We start from the raw sequence: 14,302 nt of genomic DNA on the forward strand, positions 1-14,302 counted from the left end.
GCATTCGCCCGCCTCCTCTATCACTGGAGACCAACATGGACAGTCCGTCGCATAAGCCGACGCCGACTCTGGCTGATCGCGCCTATCGAATTCGCCGTTACGCCCTGCAGATGGGGGAAGTGCAAGGCCAGGGCTACGTGGGCCGGGCCCTTGGCTGGGCCGACGTGCTCGCCGTCGCCTACGGCCACGCCATGAATTACCGGCCGGAAGAGCCGGAATGGGAAGGCCGGGACCGCTTCCTGCTTTCGCATGGCCACTACGCCATTGCCCTTTACGCAGCCTTGATCGAAGCCGGCATCATCCCCGAATCCGAGCTGGAAACCTACGGCAGCGACGATAGCCGCCTGCCCATGTCCGGCATGGCCACCTACACCCCCGGCATGGAAATATCCGGCGGCTCGCTGGGGCAAGGTTTGCCCATCGGAGTGGGGATGGCACTGGGGCTGCGGTTCAAGAACAACCCGGCCTTCGTCTACAACTCGATGTCCGACGGCGAGCTGGACGAAGGCTCGACCTGGGAGGCGGCGATGTCCGCGGCCCATCACGGCCTGTCGAATCTGATCTGCCTGGTCGACATCAACAACCAGCAGGCCGACGGCCCCTCCAGCAAGGTGCTGGGCTTCGAGCCCTTGGCAGACAAATGGGCCGCCTTCGGCTGGCACGTGCAGCGCATCGACGGCAACGATCTGCCCGCCGTGATCGAGGCCTTCGATACCGCCCGCAACCTGCAAACGGCCCAGCCGCGCGTCATCCTGTTCGATACCCTCATGGGCAAAGGCATTCCGTTCCTGGAACAGCGCGACAAGAACCACTTCATCCGGGTGGAGGCCGCCGAATGGCAGCAGGCCATTGCGATTCTCGACCAATCCCAGCAACAGGAGGCCGTATAAATGAACACCGCCGAAAAGAAACCGCGTCTGACCACCTCGGCGATGATTGCTTCCATTGCCGCCGAGGGTCAGCGTGTCAAAAGCGCACCATTCGGGAACGCGCTGGTCGAGCTGGCCGCCTCTCGCCCCGACATCGTCGGCATGACGGCCGACCTGGCCAAGTACACGGATTTGCACTTGTTCGCCAAGGCTTACCCGCAGCGCTTCTTCCAGATGGGCATGGCCGAACAACTCCTGATGGCCGCCGCTGGCGGCATGGCCAAAGAAGGCTTGTTGCCGTTTATCACCACTTACGCGGTATTCGGCACCCGGCGCGCCTACGACTTCATCCATCAGGTCATCGCCGAGGAAAACCTCAACGTCAAACTCTGCTGCGCGCTACCTGGCCTGACCACCGGCTACGGCCCCAGCCACCAGGCTACCGACGACCTGGCCATGATGCGCGGCGTCCCCGGCCTCACCATCGTCGACCCCTGCGATGCGCTCGATGTCGAGCAGGCCGTGCCGGCCATCGCGGCGCACAACGGGCCGGTGTACATGCGCCTGCTGCGCGGCAACGTGCCGCTGGTGCTGGACGAGTACGACTACCGGTTCGAGCTGGGCAAGGCCAAGATGCTGCGCGACGGCCGCGACGTGCTGATCCTCTCATCCGGCTTCATGACCATGCGCGCGCTCGAAACCGCGGAAGAATTGCGCAAGCACGCTATCGACGCCGCGGTGCTGCACAGCCCGACCATCAAGCCGCTCGATGCGGAAACCATCTTGCACGAAGTGGCGAAACCGGGCCGTCTCGTGGTGGTGGCAGAAAACCATTCCGAGATCGGCGGGCTGGGCGAAGCGGTGGCGCGTCTGCTGCTGTGCTCTGGCGTGCGACCGGCCGCGTTCCGCCAGATCGCGCTGCCGGATGCCTTCCTGGACGCCGGCGCCTTGCCGACCCTGCACGACCGGTACGGCATCTCGGTCGAGGCCATGGTGACCCGGATCAAGAGTTGGCTATAGGCTCTGTTTAGTGATCTCTGATCGAAAGGCTCCCGGCTCGTTGGGAGCCTTTGTCGTTGCTTGGCGTCATGCCCGTGATCGCCAGGAAATGTCGGCACCCAATCAGGCGGTGAATGCGCGCAAGGCCGTCAACGGCACATGCAGGGCTTCGTCACGGGCAAATGCCTCGAGCAGGTAGTCGACGGTGGCGCGCACCCGTGGCGCAAGCAAGGCGCGATGCGGGTATTGCAGCGCCATCTCGTAGGTGCCGGGGTGGTGGCAGTCGGCCAAGACCACCTTGAGCGAGCCGGCGCGCAGATGAGGCCAGGCGTGATGGATGCCCACCTGGGCGATGCCGAGGCCGGCCAGCGCCGCCTGCGCCAGGGCCTCGGGTGCCGATACGGTGATGACGGCGGGGGCCGGCTCCCGCTCGTCCAGGCTGCCGTCCGCCAGCCGGAAGCACCACGGCGAGAGCCGTCCGCCAAGAAAACGCCGGGCGATCAGGCGATGTTGCGGCAGGTCCTGCGGCGTGCGGGGAACCCCGTACCGGGCCAGGTAGGCGGGAGACGCGATCAGTACCATGTTCAGGCGGCAAATCAGGCGCGACACCAAGGCGGAGTCGACGAGCTGACCGCCCCGGACCGCCAGGTCGTAGCCCTCCTGCACCAGGTCGACCCGGCGGTCGTCGAAGTCCACCTCGACGCTCAACGCGGGATGGCGCTCCAGCAAGCCGGGCAGGGCGGGCATCACCTGGTCGCGCCCGAAGGCGGCGCTGGTCGAAATGCGCACGCGCCCGGCCGGCACCACGCGCTGCGCGGCCACGGTATCCACCGCGGCATCCAGCGCATCCAGCGCGATGCGCGCCTGTTCCAGGAAGGCGAGGCCCTCGGCCGTGAGCTTGAGCGAGCGGGTGGTGCGATTCATCAGGCGCACGCCGAGTCCCTGTTCCAGGCTGGCCACATTCTTGCTCACCGCCGCCGAGGAAATGCCCAGGCTACGTGCCGCGGCGGCAAAACTGCCACTCTGGGCGGCCTGTACAAAGGAAAGGATGGCGCGCACGCGCTGCGATGAATCCATGGTGCCTCAACCGGTGTTGAATGCTGCATTATCAACTTGAAGTTATTGAATCATCAACCAGGCCATGAGTTCTGTTCGTGAATCGACTTGTCCATAATCGGCGACATCCATCACCCGATCCGACAAGGAGAACGCAATGCTGATTTCGATCGTTTACGACAGTGTCCATGGCCATACCGCCAAACAAGCCCAGGCCGTGGCCGAAGGCGTAGGCCAGGTGCCCGGAGCCGAAGCGCAACTGATCGCCGTGGCCGACGGCCCGATCCAGTGGGAAACGCTGGCCGCCAGCGACGCCATCATCTTCGGTTCGCCCACCTATAACGGCACGGTCAGCGCCCGCCTCAAGCAAGTCATGGAAGATTCCACGGGCCCGGCGTGGGTGCCGCAGACCTGGCGCAACAAGATCGCGGCCGGCTTCACCAACTCCGGCGCCCTGCACGGCGACAAGCTCAACAGCTTGATCACCATGGCGTTGTTCGCGGCCCAGCACGGCATGATCTGGGTCGGGCTCGACCTGTTCCCCGGCCGCACGCCGGATGAACGCAACCGCATCGGCGGCTGGCTTGGCGCAATGGCGCAGTCCGACGACGTGTCGCCCGAACTGTCGCCAATCCCTAGCGACCTGCAGACCGCAGCCGACCTTGGCCAGCGTGTCGCCGAGATCACGCGCCAATTCAAATAAGGAGGGCTCGGCAATGTCCACTCCGAATCCATGCCATGCCGCCATCACCATGGACGATGTGCGCTCGGTCTCTCCGGCGCTGGCCCAGCTCACTCAGGACGCGATCGTCGGCAAGCTGTGGCAGCGGCCCGATTTGCCTGCCCGCGAGCGCAGCATGGTGACGCTGGCCGCCTTGATCGCGTGCAACCAGCCCCTGGGCTTGCCGCATTACGTCAATCTCGCGCTCGAGCACGGCGTTAGCCCTGGCGAGATTTCCGAGATCGTCACGCACCTGGCGTTCTATGCAGGTTGGCCGAACGCCTTTTCCGCGGTGATGGCGATCAAGGACATCTTTGCCCAGCGGGGCATCGCCTTCGACCCGTTGTCTTCGGCTGGTTTTGACCTTGCCGCGGGCACGGTTGCCGGCTTTGGCGAGTAAAATTCCAGAGTTTTAGGCAAGCAATCCGCCGGATCCGGCTATGGGTGGGCACTCGGTACTCGGGACAATAGCGGGCATCGCAACCTCAGCCACTCAACGGAGAAATCGCCATGAGCAAAGCCAAAGCCTATGCCGCATTGAACGCCCACAGCGCACTGGTGCCCTTTGACATCGAGCGCCGCGCCCCGGGTCCGGACGACGTGCAGATCCAGATCCTGTATTGCGGCGTCTGCCATTCCGACCTGCATACCGCGCGCAACGAATGGCACAACACCCTGTACCCGTCCGTGCCGGGCCACGAGATCGTCGGCCGCGTCGTCGCGGTGGGCGAGCAGGTGCGCCGCTTCAAGGTCGGGGATCTGGCTGGTGTCGGCTGTATGGTCGACAGCTGCGGGCATTGCCCGTCCTGCCACGACGGCGAGGAACAGTTCTGCGACCACGGCTTCACCGGCACCTACAACGGTCCGCTGCTAGGCGGGGAGAACACCTACGGCGGCTACTCGCAGGGCATCGTCGTCAAGGAGTCCTTCGTGCTGCACATTCGCCACCCGGAGCAGGATCTCGCCGGAGTCGCCCCCTTGCTTTGCGCCGGCATCACCACCTATTCGCCGCTGCGCCAATGGGGTGCGGGCCCGGGCAAGAAGGTCGGCATTGTCGGCCTGGGCGGCCTCGGCCATATGGGCGTCAAGATCGCGCATGCCATGGGCGCCCATGTGGTGCTGTTCACCACCTCGGCCGGCAAGATCGACGACGGCAAGCGCCTGGGCGCGGATGACGTGTGCGTCTCCACCGATCCCGAGCAGATGGCGCGCCATGCCGGCCAGCTCGACTTCATCCTCAATACCGTCGCCGCACCGCACTCGCTGGACCCTTATGTGGAATTGCTCAAGCGCGACGGCACGATGACGCTGGTGGGGGCGCCGGCCGAGTCGCACCCGGCGCCGAACGTGTTCGGGCTGATCTTCAAGCGGCGCCGCATCGCCGGTTCTCTGATCGGCGGCATCCGCGAGACGCAGGAGATGCTGGATTTCTGCGCCGAACACGGCATCACTTCCGATATCGAGCAGATTCCGATGGCCTATATCAACACGGCCTACGAGCGGATGCTCAAGAGCGATGTGCGCTACCGCTTCGTGATCGACATGGCGAGCCTGGCATGACGTCGCTGGCGATGCCGCCTGCCGTCTCGCGGCGGCAGGTGTGGAGCGCCGTCGGCTCGATGGCGCTGTGCGTGGCGATGCTGATCGCCGCGGAGTTCATGCCGGTCAGCCTGCTGACCCCGATTGCGGCCGATTTGCACGCAAGCCAAGGCATGGCCGGACAGGCGATCTCGATCTCCGGCCTGTTTGCCGTCGTCACCAGCCTGTTGATCGCCAGCATCGTCGGGCGCTTCGACCGCCGTCATGTGCTGATGACGCTGACCGGGATGATGCTGGCCCTTGGCACGGCCGGCGTCGTCGGCACGCATGGGGCCACGGCGCTGATCTAACGCTATCTGTATGGCTTGACGTAATCATTGCCGCGAAGCAGGCGGGGAAGGCCGCCTGCTCGCCGTAGTTTCACGCCGAAAGCGTATCGATCCGTTGCATGTTTTCGTCGGCCGAGGCCTCCACACCCATGGCCTGGAGCAAGCCCATGATGTCGCGAGCCGGCGGCGCGCCGAACATCCGGTGATATTCGCGCCCGAATTGGGACGCGCTTTCATAGCCGACGCGGAAGGCGGTGGTCGCCGCGTCCAGCCGGTCGTTGAGCATCAGCCGGCGCGCTTCGTGCAGGCGCAGTTTCTTCTGGTATTGCAGCGGGCTCATCGCCGTCAGCGCCTTGAAGTGGTGATGGAAGGTCGAGGCGCTCATCTGTACCGAGGCGGCGAGTTCTTCGACCCGCAAGGCCTTGGCGAAATTGGCCTGCAGCCAGTCGATCGCGCGCGCGATGCGGTGGCTCTGGCTGCCGGCCGTGGCGATTTGCCACAGATGGGCACCAAAATCGCTCATCAGCAGGCGGTACAGGATTTCCCGCAAAATCAGCGGAGAGAGCACCGGGATGGTTTCCGGCTCATCGAGCAATTCGATCAGGCGCAGAAACGATTTGAGAATCGCCGTGTTGGCCTGGCCGACCGCGATGCCGCGCGAGGTCGGCTGTGGGCGCGGGGAGACAGATTGCCCTCCACCATCAACTCGGCCATCGCCTGCAGATCGATGGGCATCCACAGCGCCAGATAGGGTTGCTCCGGGCTTGCTGTCGTGATGTTCGCAATGGTCGGCACATTTACCGCGGTGACCAGAAGCTGGCCCGCGTGATACGAGAGCGTTTCCTCGCCGAGCAATACCCGCTTGCTGCCCTGGACGATCAGCGCAATGCCGGGTTCGAAAATGCAGCGGATTGGTTCGGACGGCATTTGCAGCCGGTATAGCGTCAGCCTCTGGATGGGGGTGACGTAGGGGGCCGCGTCGCTGTCCACCCAATTGGCGATGGCGGCGGCCAGTTCCTGACGTACGGCTTTGAGCTGTTCCTGTTCGCGGGCCTGCTGTTTCAATTTCCACTCCTCAACGCTGTTGGCGGCCATGCTACATCAGCTGTTTCGTACTATCTTTCATTCTGCATGGAGGACGGAGGATTAGGCTAGAAAGTCACAGAATCCGACTATCCCCCGCCTGCGGACAGTCAGGACAATACCTTGAATTGTTTGCGTTCACTCGGAGCCACGTCATGATCACTCTCAACATAAACGGCCAGGCGATGCGTGTCGACGCCGCACCGGACACCCCGCTGCTCTGGGTGCTGCGCGACACGCTGCAGATGACCGGCACCAAGTTCGGCTGTGGCATGGCGCTGTGCGGCGCCTGTACCGTGCACCTCGACGGCCAGCCGATCCGCTCTTGCAGCACGCCGGTTTCCGCCGCCAAGGGCAAGAAGATCACCACCATCGAAGGCGTGGGCCACGACCGGGTTGGCCAGGCGGTGCAGCAAGCCTGGCAGCAGCTCGACGTGGTCCAGTGCGGCTACTGCCAGTCCGGCCAGATCATGAGCGCGGTGGCGCTGTTGCACAGTAACCGCAACCCGAGCGACGCCGATATCGACAATGCGATGGGCGGTAACGTGTGCCGCTGCGGTACCTACGTGCGCATCCGCGCCGCCATCCACGAAGCAGCCAAGCTGCTGGCCTGACCGGGAGAACACCATGACCAGCAGTATCGAAAATGTTAGCCGCCGCCGCTTCCTGCAAGGCGCAGCCGACCTGACGCTGGCGATCTACCTGCCGGCAGCCAAGGCCGCCAGCGCCGCCCCAGCGGCTAAGGCAAGCACGGCCGGCGCCAATGCGGCACATGCCGCCTTCGAACCGAACGCCTTCCTGCGCATCGGCGAGGACAATAGCGTCACCGTCATCTCCAAGCATCTCGAAATGGGGCAGGGCACCTACACCGGGCTCGCCACCATCGTGGCGGAAGAACTGGACGCAGACTGGAACCAGGTGCGGGTGGAAAGCGCACCGGCCGACGCCAAGCGCTTCAACAACCTGTTCTGGGGGCCCGCCCAGGGCACCGGCGGCAGCACGGCCATCGCCAACTCGTGGGAGCAACTGCGCAAGGCCGGCGCCACCGCCCGCGCCATGCTGGTGGCGGCGGCGGCCAAGCAGTGGAACGTGCCGGCCGGCGAGATTGCCGTCGCCAACGGCGAAGTACGGCATGCCGCATCGAGCCGCAAGGCGAGCTTCGGCCAACTTGCGCGTGCCGCCGCCGAGCTGACGCCACCGGCAGAGGTGAAACTCAAGGACCCGAAGGATTTCAAGCTGATCGGCCAGCGCATCCCGCGCAAGGACAACATCGACAAAACCACCGGCAAGGCCGTGTACACCCAGGACATCCACCTGCCGGGCATGCTCACCGCCGTGGTGGCCCACCCGCCGCGCTTCGGCGCCAAGGTGAAGTCGTTCAACGCCGCCAAGGCCAAAGCCGTCAAGGGCGTGGTGGCCGTGCTGGCCATCCCCACCGGGGTGGCGGTGCTCGCCCGCGATACCTGGAGCGCCAAGAAGGGGCGCGATGCGCTGGTGGTCGAATGGGACGAAAGCCAGGCGTTCAAGCTCGGCTCGGCGCAGATTCTGGCGCGCTACCACGAACTGGCCGGCCAGCCCGGAGCCGTCGCCCGCAAGGCCGGCGATGCCGAACAGGCCCTGGCGGGTGCCGCCCACACGCTGGAAGCGTCCTACGATTTTCCCTATCTCGCTCATGCGGCGATGGAGCCGATGAACTGCGTGGTGCACTGGAGCCAGGACGGTTGCGAAGTGTGGAACGGCGACCAGATGCAGACCGGCGACCAGATGGCGCTGGCCAAGCTGTTCGGCCTCAAGCCCGAGCAGGTGCGCATCCACACGCTGTATGCCGGCGGCAGTTTTGGCCGCCGCGCCAACAAGGACGCGGACTACGTGCTGGAAGCCGCCCATATCGCCAAGGCGCTCAACCGGCGCGTTCCGGTCAAGCTGGTCTGGCTGCGCGAGGACGACACGCGTGCTGGCTACTACCGCCCCATGTTCCACCATCGCCTGCGCGCCGGGCTGGACAGCCAGGGCCGTCTGACCGGCTGGCAGCATCGTCTGGTGGGGCAGTCCATCCTGGGCGGTTCGCCCTTCGCCGCCATGGTCAAGGACGGCATCGACCCGGTCTCGGTGGAGGGGGCGGCCAATCTGCCCTATACCATCCCCAATATCCTGGTGGATCTGCATACCCCGACCGATATCGGCGTGCCGGTGCTGTGGTGGCGCTCGGTCGGCTCGACCCATACCGCGTTTTCGACCGAGACTTTCCTCGACGAGCTGGCGCATACGGCGGGGCACGACCCGGTGGCTTGGCGCCTGGCCATGTTGGCCGAACACCCGCGCCATACCGCCACGCTCAAGTTGGCAGCCGACAAGGCCGGCTGGGGCACGCCGCTGGCCCCCGGCAAGCCGGGCGAACGGCGCGGGCGCGGCGTAGCGGTGCATGAGTCGTTCAACACCGTGGTGGCGGAGGTGGCCGAAGTGACGGTACAGCCGGACGGCAGCTTCCACGTGGACCGCGTGGTATGCGCGGTGGACTGCGGCATCGCCATCAACCCGGACGTGGTGCGGGCGCAGGTGGAAGGTGCGATCGGCTTCGCTCTGGCCCCGGTGCTGTACGGCGCCATCACGCTGAGCGACGGCAAGGTGGACCAGTCCAACTTCCACGACTACCCGCCGATCCGCATGGCGGACATGCCACGCGTCGAGGTGCATATCGTACCCTCCGCCAACAAGCCGACCGGCATCGGCGAACCGGGCGTGCCGCCGTTGGCGCCGGCGGTGGCCAACGCGCTCGCGGCAGCGACCGGCAAGCGCGCCCGCAAGCTGCCGATCAGCGCCGAACTGCTGAAGGTGTAGCCATGAACAGCACCGACCGGCAGGTATTGGACGCGGCCCTGAGGTGGGCGGCGGAGGGGCACCGCTTCGCCTTGGTGACCGTGGCCCGCACCTGGGGTTCGGCACCGCGCCCGCCAGGCTCCTGGATGGCGCTGCGTGACGACGGGCAGGTGCAGGGCTCGGTGTCCGGCGGCTGTATCGAAGCGGACCTGATCGAACGCCTGCTGCGGGAAGGCTTCGTTTCGAGTGAGCCCTATGCGGTGAAATATGGCGTCACGCAGGACGAGGCGCGACGCTTCGGCCTGCCCTGCGGCGGTACCATGGAACTGGTCATCGAGCCTTGGCCCGATCTTGCCGCACTTGAAACCTTGAGTGCTGTGGTCGAGCGTGGAGAGTTGGCCCGACGCACCGTCGTCATGGGCCAGGAGGGCTGTACGATCACTGCGGCTTCGGCAGCGGACTCGCTGAGCTGGGATGGCCACACGCTGAGCACCGTGCACGGCCCGGCTTGGCGTCTGCTGATCATCGGCGCCGGACAGATTTCCAGTTACCTCGCGCAGATGGCGCAGGCGCTGGATTACCAGGTGTTCATCTGCGACCCGCGCAGCGAGTACGCGGCGGAATGGCAGGTGCCGGGTACAAGGCTGTTGCCCGGCATGCCGGACGACGCGGTGCTGGAACTCAACCCCGATGCGCACACCGCCGTGGTGGCGCTGACGCACGACCCCAAGCTGGACGACATGGCCTTGCTGGAGGCGCTCAAGGCGCCGGCCTTCTACGTCGGCGCGCTGGGCTCCAGCCTCAACAACCGGCGCCGGCGCGAACGGCTGCTCGAGCATTTCGACCTGGCGGCGGACGAAGTCGCCCGCTTGCACGGGCCGGTCGGCTTGCCGATCGGCAGCCGCACGCCGCCCGAGATTGCCCTGGCCGTGTTGGCTGAAATGACCGCGGTGCGCAACGGCGTGTGGTCGCCGGATGGCTTGTGCCCGAAACGCGCTGCCGCCGAAGCCGGCTGTCGCGCCGCATGAGCGCCTCGCCCAAGTCGTACCCGATCGTCGGCATCCTGCTGGCGGCCGGGGCCAGCCGTCGATTCGGAAGCGACAAGTTATCGCATAGGCTGCCGGACGGCACGCCGATGGCAGTCGCTGCCGCCGCCAGTCTTCTGCCGGTGTGTGCACGAGTCGTCGCCGTGCTGCGGCCCGGCCGGGACGAACTGGCCGCAGTGTTGACGGCGGTAGGTTGCGAAATCGTGCTTTGCCCGGAGGCCGAGGGCGGCATGGGGTATAGCCTGGCCGCCGGCGTGCGCGCCACCGCCGAGGCGGCCGGCTGGATCGTCGCGCTGGCCGACATGCCGTTCATCGCCAGCAGCAGCCATGCCGCCGTCGCCGCCGCCCTGCAGGCCGGCGCCAGCCTGGCCGCCACGCAATACCGAGGGCGACGCGGCCACCCGGTAGGCTTTGCCCGCGCCTGGCAGAACCCATTGGCTGGACTGACCGGTGACCAAGGGGGCAAAACCCTGCTGGAACAGCACCATCAGAAGCTAACCCTGTGCCCCGTCGATGATCCTGGCGTGGTCCGGGATATCGATTATCCGCGAGACCTGATCGATGCCGGTTCGGGGACAAGCCCTTGTGAATGACTTGATCGTGCCAAGCACGTCACCGCTTTCAGGAAGGCATTTCGGCATGGCGTCATTATCGCTGAAAGCGGATAACGAACAGCCCGGCCCTCTGCTCTTGGGCTGCTGTCTAGGCAAAGGCGGGGCATGATGGCTGGAGGTGCGCAAACACAAGCAAAGCAAGGCAGGAGGCATAAGCGGGCCTCGATCTGGGGTGGCTGCGTCAAACGAATTGGCGGATCAAATCCTTGCGTGGCAAGGGTTTCAGGCGATGGGAAAACTCAAACGGCCGGAGTCGATCAGAAAAACCGATGGAATCCGCCGCTCATCGGAAGCATAAGCTGGCCGTTTGGCCACTTTATGCTGCCGGTCACACAGCCGCTTGCGGCTCCGGCATGGAAAGATGTCGCGCCGAGCCCCTGATTGTGCGGCCCATAACCGCCCGGTTCGGGCCATGAGAACGCGGGCACGGCAGCAAGACGGGAGAGTCTCGGAGGCTTCATCCGATAGGCCCAGCCAGGCTGCCCCCTCACTGTCAGCCGTTTCCTGATATCCCTGGTGGGCGCACGCCTTGAAGCAGATACCAGAAACCGGCGGCCGCATAGCCGGCACCTCGTACCCGATATGCTGAAGAACGGAACTCCGTTACGCATCCACGGCCCGCGTTTATTGCGAAGTCATAACTTGCCAAGCCCCTCTTGCCGCGCAAAACGAGACATCACATAATAACGGGACACCTTGATGTCGTGACCCTTCGCCTTTAATACAAGCGAAGTCACACCTGCTCATGACAATCCAAAGGGCCGATAGCTCAGCTGGGAGAGCGCTGCGTTCGCAATGCAGAGGTCGGGAGTTCGATCCTCCTTCGGTCCACCATTCCCCCGATTTCCTGTTTTGTTGTGAAACAGGAAGCATTTTTTTGCAGCTACTGCAAAGATATGCTACCCAGACAAACTGCAAAGATATGCTATCGGGCCCTACACGTGTTGCTTCGTAAGCGTTTGCCAAGAGCCATGCACATAACACTGAACTGCGTATCACCATCAATGCAAACCCGCCGAATGGCGGGTTTGTCGTTTCTATTGCACGCTTATCCGAGTGGAGTAGTCGCCCAGTACTGCTACCCATGGATGAAAGTTCGACCAGAGCGGCCATTTCCCTTCAAGGAAACCGACGATGGCTCCCGACCCACTGCTACAGGTCAATCTGCTAAAGGTTCTGTGGCCGGCATCTGAGTGGAACAGACGCCTGGCTCGGCTACCTACGGACAGTAGTTCGGCCATTCCCGCCCTTCGGCTTGCCGACCTGATTGGTCTGCAATGGACCGGTTACCTGCCATTCAAGGCCAAGTTGTGCTGAACGACAGCTCTCAATCTAGCGAACGCGAACTTCCGACCCCAAGCTGCCGTTTCCTGGTCATAACGGAAACGACAGCTTAGAGTTATCATGCCGCCGTTGTAGCGGTCGACGGGGACACGGCCAAGGCATCCAGCGTATTGCGGGTTGATATACGGACAAGCCTATGACGAACACCTTGAAAAATATGGTGTTTGAGTACAATAATGGATGTCAGCAATAACTATTAATATACGGGCCCGTGTGTCTGTATATACACTGTTAGACAGGTATATGGATGCGTTTGAAGAAACTAACCTGGCTGTTGAAGAATTCTCTGAATGGAGTATGCCTTGGTTGTTTATGGAAAATATTTTAAGTAATCCGTCATTGTCTGTCGCAGCAATAGACGTCCTGTTGGATGTCTGGAATAAAGCACTTGAGGAAAAGTATTGGAAAGATGCAGATCTTTCCGCCTGCTCTCAAATTGCGAAAGCAGATTTGGCTGCTAATTTTCCTCAGTTAAAAATAGAAACAATTGAAGCAATCGTTAGGGCCGCATCTTACCAGTGGCGTTAATCGGTCTAACAGTGCATTGCAGCCTACGCCTTCGGCGCGGCTGAATTCCAACGTTAGGGGCGTATGCGTTTCGCACTTGTGACCTTCATCGTTCTTTTTGCGAGCACCAAGAGTTTTGGTGCTGAAATAGATATGAAGGCTGGTTGTAAAAGCAACCCACAGCTTGTCGCGGCCTGTTTTACCGTGCATGGTCGGTTGTCTGCCTACAATGGCACGCCCGGCTTACGCATCTGGCCAATAGGTCCGCATCGATTACTTGGGATTATTAAAGACGAAGACCCTTTGGCTATTCCTGAGAGCATTAGAAACGAAGTTGGCTTTGGCAAAGACATTTCCGGAGACTTCTTGGTTTGCCCATTTACCAAATCAAAGCCTGGGCAAATGCAATTGGTGTGTGTGGAGGAAGTTTCAAATGTTCAGGTTAAAAAGCGACCCTAACATGGCGCTTAACCTCGCTCCCTTCGGTCGCTGGACTCGCCAAAGCTGTGCTTTGGCGAGCCGGTTAGCTCTACGTTAGGTGCACATGAAACTTTCTCAAACCGCCATAGCGTTTATCCTACTAGTCGCGGGTGCGGCCCAAGGCGAAAGTTCTCTCCCACCTCCAGCGTGGCCAGTACCGGACATCAAGTCCAGCGGAACGCGAATTCAGCCTGTCACAGGTGTAACGCTAGGCTCATTTCACGTCACTTTTGAAAAAACCACGTTCAATGACATCCTCGGCGCTTTGGGCAAGGCCCCCATCGGACAGCAAGGTGATGCCGGCGAATTTCTAATGTGGGTCTGCTATACAGTGCCGGTTGCGCATGTGCGTATTTGGCTTACATCAAGTGAGCTTGGTGGGCAAGAGTACATTGACGGCATGGTTGCAAAACAACTCGAACGTGCAGAAACAGAAAATTCTCTGTGCCCAATTCCAGCCAACAAAGCGGCGGTCGCCTCCATAGACAACGGCATCTGGCTTGACGAGACCGTTGAGAGAATAAAAAGCATACTGGGTGCTCCAAACAGAGCGTCTGCATCGGTAATTTACTATCTGTATGAAGGGAAAGACGGTGAGTCTGATATAAGCAGTATTCTGGCTTTGAGGATTCACAAAAACAAAGTTACGGAGCTTTATGCAAATCACTCGACCACAAACTGAGAGCTGCACACCTAACATTGTGGTCAAGCGGGACGCCAAAAAAGCTCCGCTTTTTCGGCGCCACTTACCTTAAATGTTTATGGCAGCTTTGCGATAAACAACGGCCGTTCAGCTACTGAGTAGTTGGAGCTTTGGTATGTCCGCAATTGGCCGGGAGCACCCATTGATGGGCGTTGCCGGCAGCGGTCATTCGATTTTCCACCGGTGCGACCAACG

The 14,302-nt window shown here is 62.6% G+C and carries 16 protein-coding genes and 1 tRNA gene; 14 read left to right on the plus strand and 3 right to left on the minus strand.

Features of this window, described 5'->3' with window-relative positions; translation table 11 throughout:
- The first annotated feature begins 35 nt into the window (after window positions 1–35).
- A complete protein-coding gene (locus ABKF58_RS12210) occupies window positions 36–890 on the plus strand; it encodes a transketolase (RefSeq protein WP_482580934.1) in 855 nt (284 codons plus the stop codon).
- Window positions 891–1,889, plus strand: a complete 999-nt coding sequence (locus tag ABKF58_RS12215) for a transketolase family protein (protein WP_008953522.1) — start codon at window positions 891–893, stop codon at window positions 1,887–1,889.
- A gap of 102 nt (window positions 1,890–1,991) precedes the next feature.
- Here the strand turns inward: ABKF58_RS12215 and ABKF58_RS12220 are convergent, their stop codons facing one another.
- Complete coding sequence (locus tag ABKF58_RS12220; protein WP_008953523.1) at window positions 1,992–2,945, minus strand: LysR family transcriptional regulator; 954 nt, start codon at window positions 2,943–2,945, stop codon at window positions 1,992–1,994.
- A 136-nt stretch (window positions 2,946–3,081) separates the two neighbouring features.
- On the opposite strand from ABKF58_RS12220, the gene ABKF58_RS12225 reads away from it, so the two are divergent.
- From ABKF58_RS12225 to ABKF58_RS12240, 4 genes are all read left to right on the plus strand, one after another.
- The gene (locus tag ABKF58_RS12225; protein ID WP_482580936.1) at window positions 3,082–3,627 is read left to right on the plus strand and encodes a flavodoxin family protein; all 546 of its coding nucleotides are present in this window, start codon (window positions 3,082–3,084) and stop codon (window positions 3,625–3,627) included.
- Window positions 3,628–3,676: 49 nt separating this feature from the next.
- Window positions 3,677–4,045 carry a carboxymuconolactone decarboxylase family protein gene (locus tag ABKF58_RS12230; protein WP_482580938.1) on the plus strand — a complete coding sequence of 123 codons (369 nt, stop codon included), beginning with the start codon at window positions 3,677–3,679 and terminating at the stop codon, window positions 4,043–4,045.
- 110 nt (window positions 4,046–4,155) lie between these two features.
- Window positions 4,156–5,205 carry an NAD(P)-dependent alcohol dehydrogenase gene (locus ABKF58_RS12235; RefSeq protein WP_482580939.1) on the plus strand — a complete coding sequence of 350 codons (1,050 nt, stop codon included), beginning with the start codon at window positions 4,156–4,158 and terminating at the stop codon, window positions 5,203–5,205.
- Window positions 5,202–5,534 carry a hypothetical protein gene (locus ABKF58_RS12240; protein ID WP_482580941.1) on the plus strand — a complete coding sequence of 111 codons (333 nt, stop codon included), beginning with the start codon at window positions 5,202–5,204 and terminating at the stop codon, window positions 5,532–5,534. Before ABKF58_RS12235 ends, ABKF58_RS12240 begins: the two co-directional genes overlap by 4 nt.
- Before the next feature lie 70 nt (window positions 5,535–5,604).
- Here ABKF58_RS12240 and ABKF58_RS12245 read toward each other — a convergent pair whose 3' ends face one another.
- Both ABKF58_RS12245 and ABKF58_RS12250 read right to left on the minus strand, forming a co-directional pair.
- On the minus strand, window positions 5,605–6,165 hold the full coding sequence (locus tag ABKF58_RS12245) for an AraC family transcriptional regulator (protein WP_482584369.1): 561 nt from the start codon (window positions 6,163–6,165) through the stop codon (window positions 5,605–5,607).
- On the minus strand, window positions 6,114–6,608 hold the full coding sequence (locus ABKF58_RS12250) for an AraC family transcriptional regulator (protein WP_482580942.1): 495 nt from the start codon (window positions 6,606–6,608) through the stop codon (window positions 6,114–6,116). Before ABKF58_RS12250 ends, ABKF58_RS12245 begins: the two co-directional genes overlap by 52 nt.
- A 143-nt stretch (window positions 6,609–6,751) precedes the next feature.
- Between ABKF58_RS12250 and ABKF58_RS12255 the strand changes: the two genes are divergently transcribed.
- From ABKF58_RS12255 to ABKF58_RS12290, 8 genes are all read left to right on the plus strand, one after another.
- A complete protein-coding gene (locus ABKF58_RS12255) occupies window positions 6,752–7,210 on the plus strand; it encodes a (2Fe-2S)-binding protein (protein ID WP_008953530.1) in 459 nt (152 codons plus the stop codon).
- A 13-nt stretch (window positions 7,211–7,223) separates the two neighbouring features.
- Complete coding sequence (locus tag ABKF58_RS12260) at window positions 7,224–9,434, plus strand: xanthine dehydrogenase family protein molybdopterin-binding subunit (protein WP_482580944.1); 2,211 nt, start codon at window positions 7,224–7,226, stop codon at window positions 9,432–9,434.
- Window positions 9,435–9,436: 2 nt separating this feature from the next.
- Window positions 9,437–10,441: an XdhC family protein gene (locus tag ABKF58_RS12265; RefSeq protein ID WP_482580946.1), complete on the plus strand. Its 1,005-nt coding sequence runs from the start codon at window positions 9,437–9,439 to the stop codon at window positions 10,439–10,441.
- Window positions 10,396–11,052, plus strand: coding sequence for a nucleotidyltransferase family protein (locus tag ABKF58_RS12270; RefSeq protein ID WP_482580947.1), 657 nt, complete (start codon window positions 10,396–10,398; stop codon window positions 11,050–11,052). Before ABKF58_RS12265 ends, ABKF58_RS12270 begins: the two co-directional genes overlap by 46 nt.
- A 779-nt stretch (window positions 11,053–11,831) precedes the next feature.
- A tRNA-Ala gene (locus ABKF58_RS12275) sits at window positions 11,832–11,907 on the plus strand.
- 753 nt (window positions 11,908–12,660) lie between these two features.
- The gene (locus ABKF58_RS12280; RefSeq protein WP_482580949.1) at window positions 12,661–12,945 is read left to right on the plus strand and encodes a hypothetical protein; all 285 of its coding nucleotides are present in this window, start codon (window positions 12,661–12,663) and stop codon (window positions 12,943–12,945) included.
- Between the two features lie 63 nt (window positions 12,946–13,008).
- Window positions 13,009–13,383 carry a hypothetical protein gene (locus ABKF58_RS12285; protein WP_150105023.1) on the plus strand — a complete coding sequence of 125 codons (375 nt, stop codon included), beginning with the start codon at window positions 13,009–13,011 and terminating at the stop codon, window positions 13,381–13,383.
- A gap of 85 nt (window positions 13,384–13,468) precedes the next feature.
- The gene (locus ABKF58_RS12290) at window positions 13,469–14,086 is read left to right on the plus strand and encodes a hypothetical protein (RefSeq protein ID WP_482580951.1); all 618 of its coding nucleotides are present in this window, start codon (window positions 13,469–13,471) and stop codon (window positions 14,084–14,086) included.
- Window positions 14,087–14,302 lie beyond the last annotated feature (216 nt).

This window comes from Pseudogulbenkiania sp. AW2-16 (genome assembly GCF_056824575.1).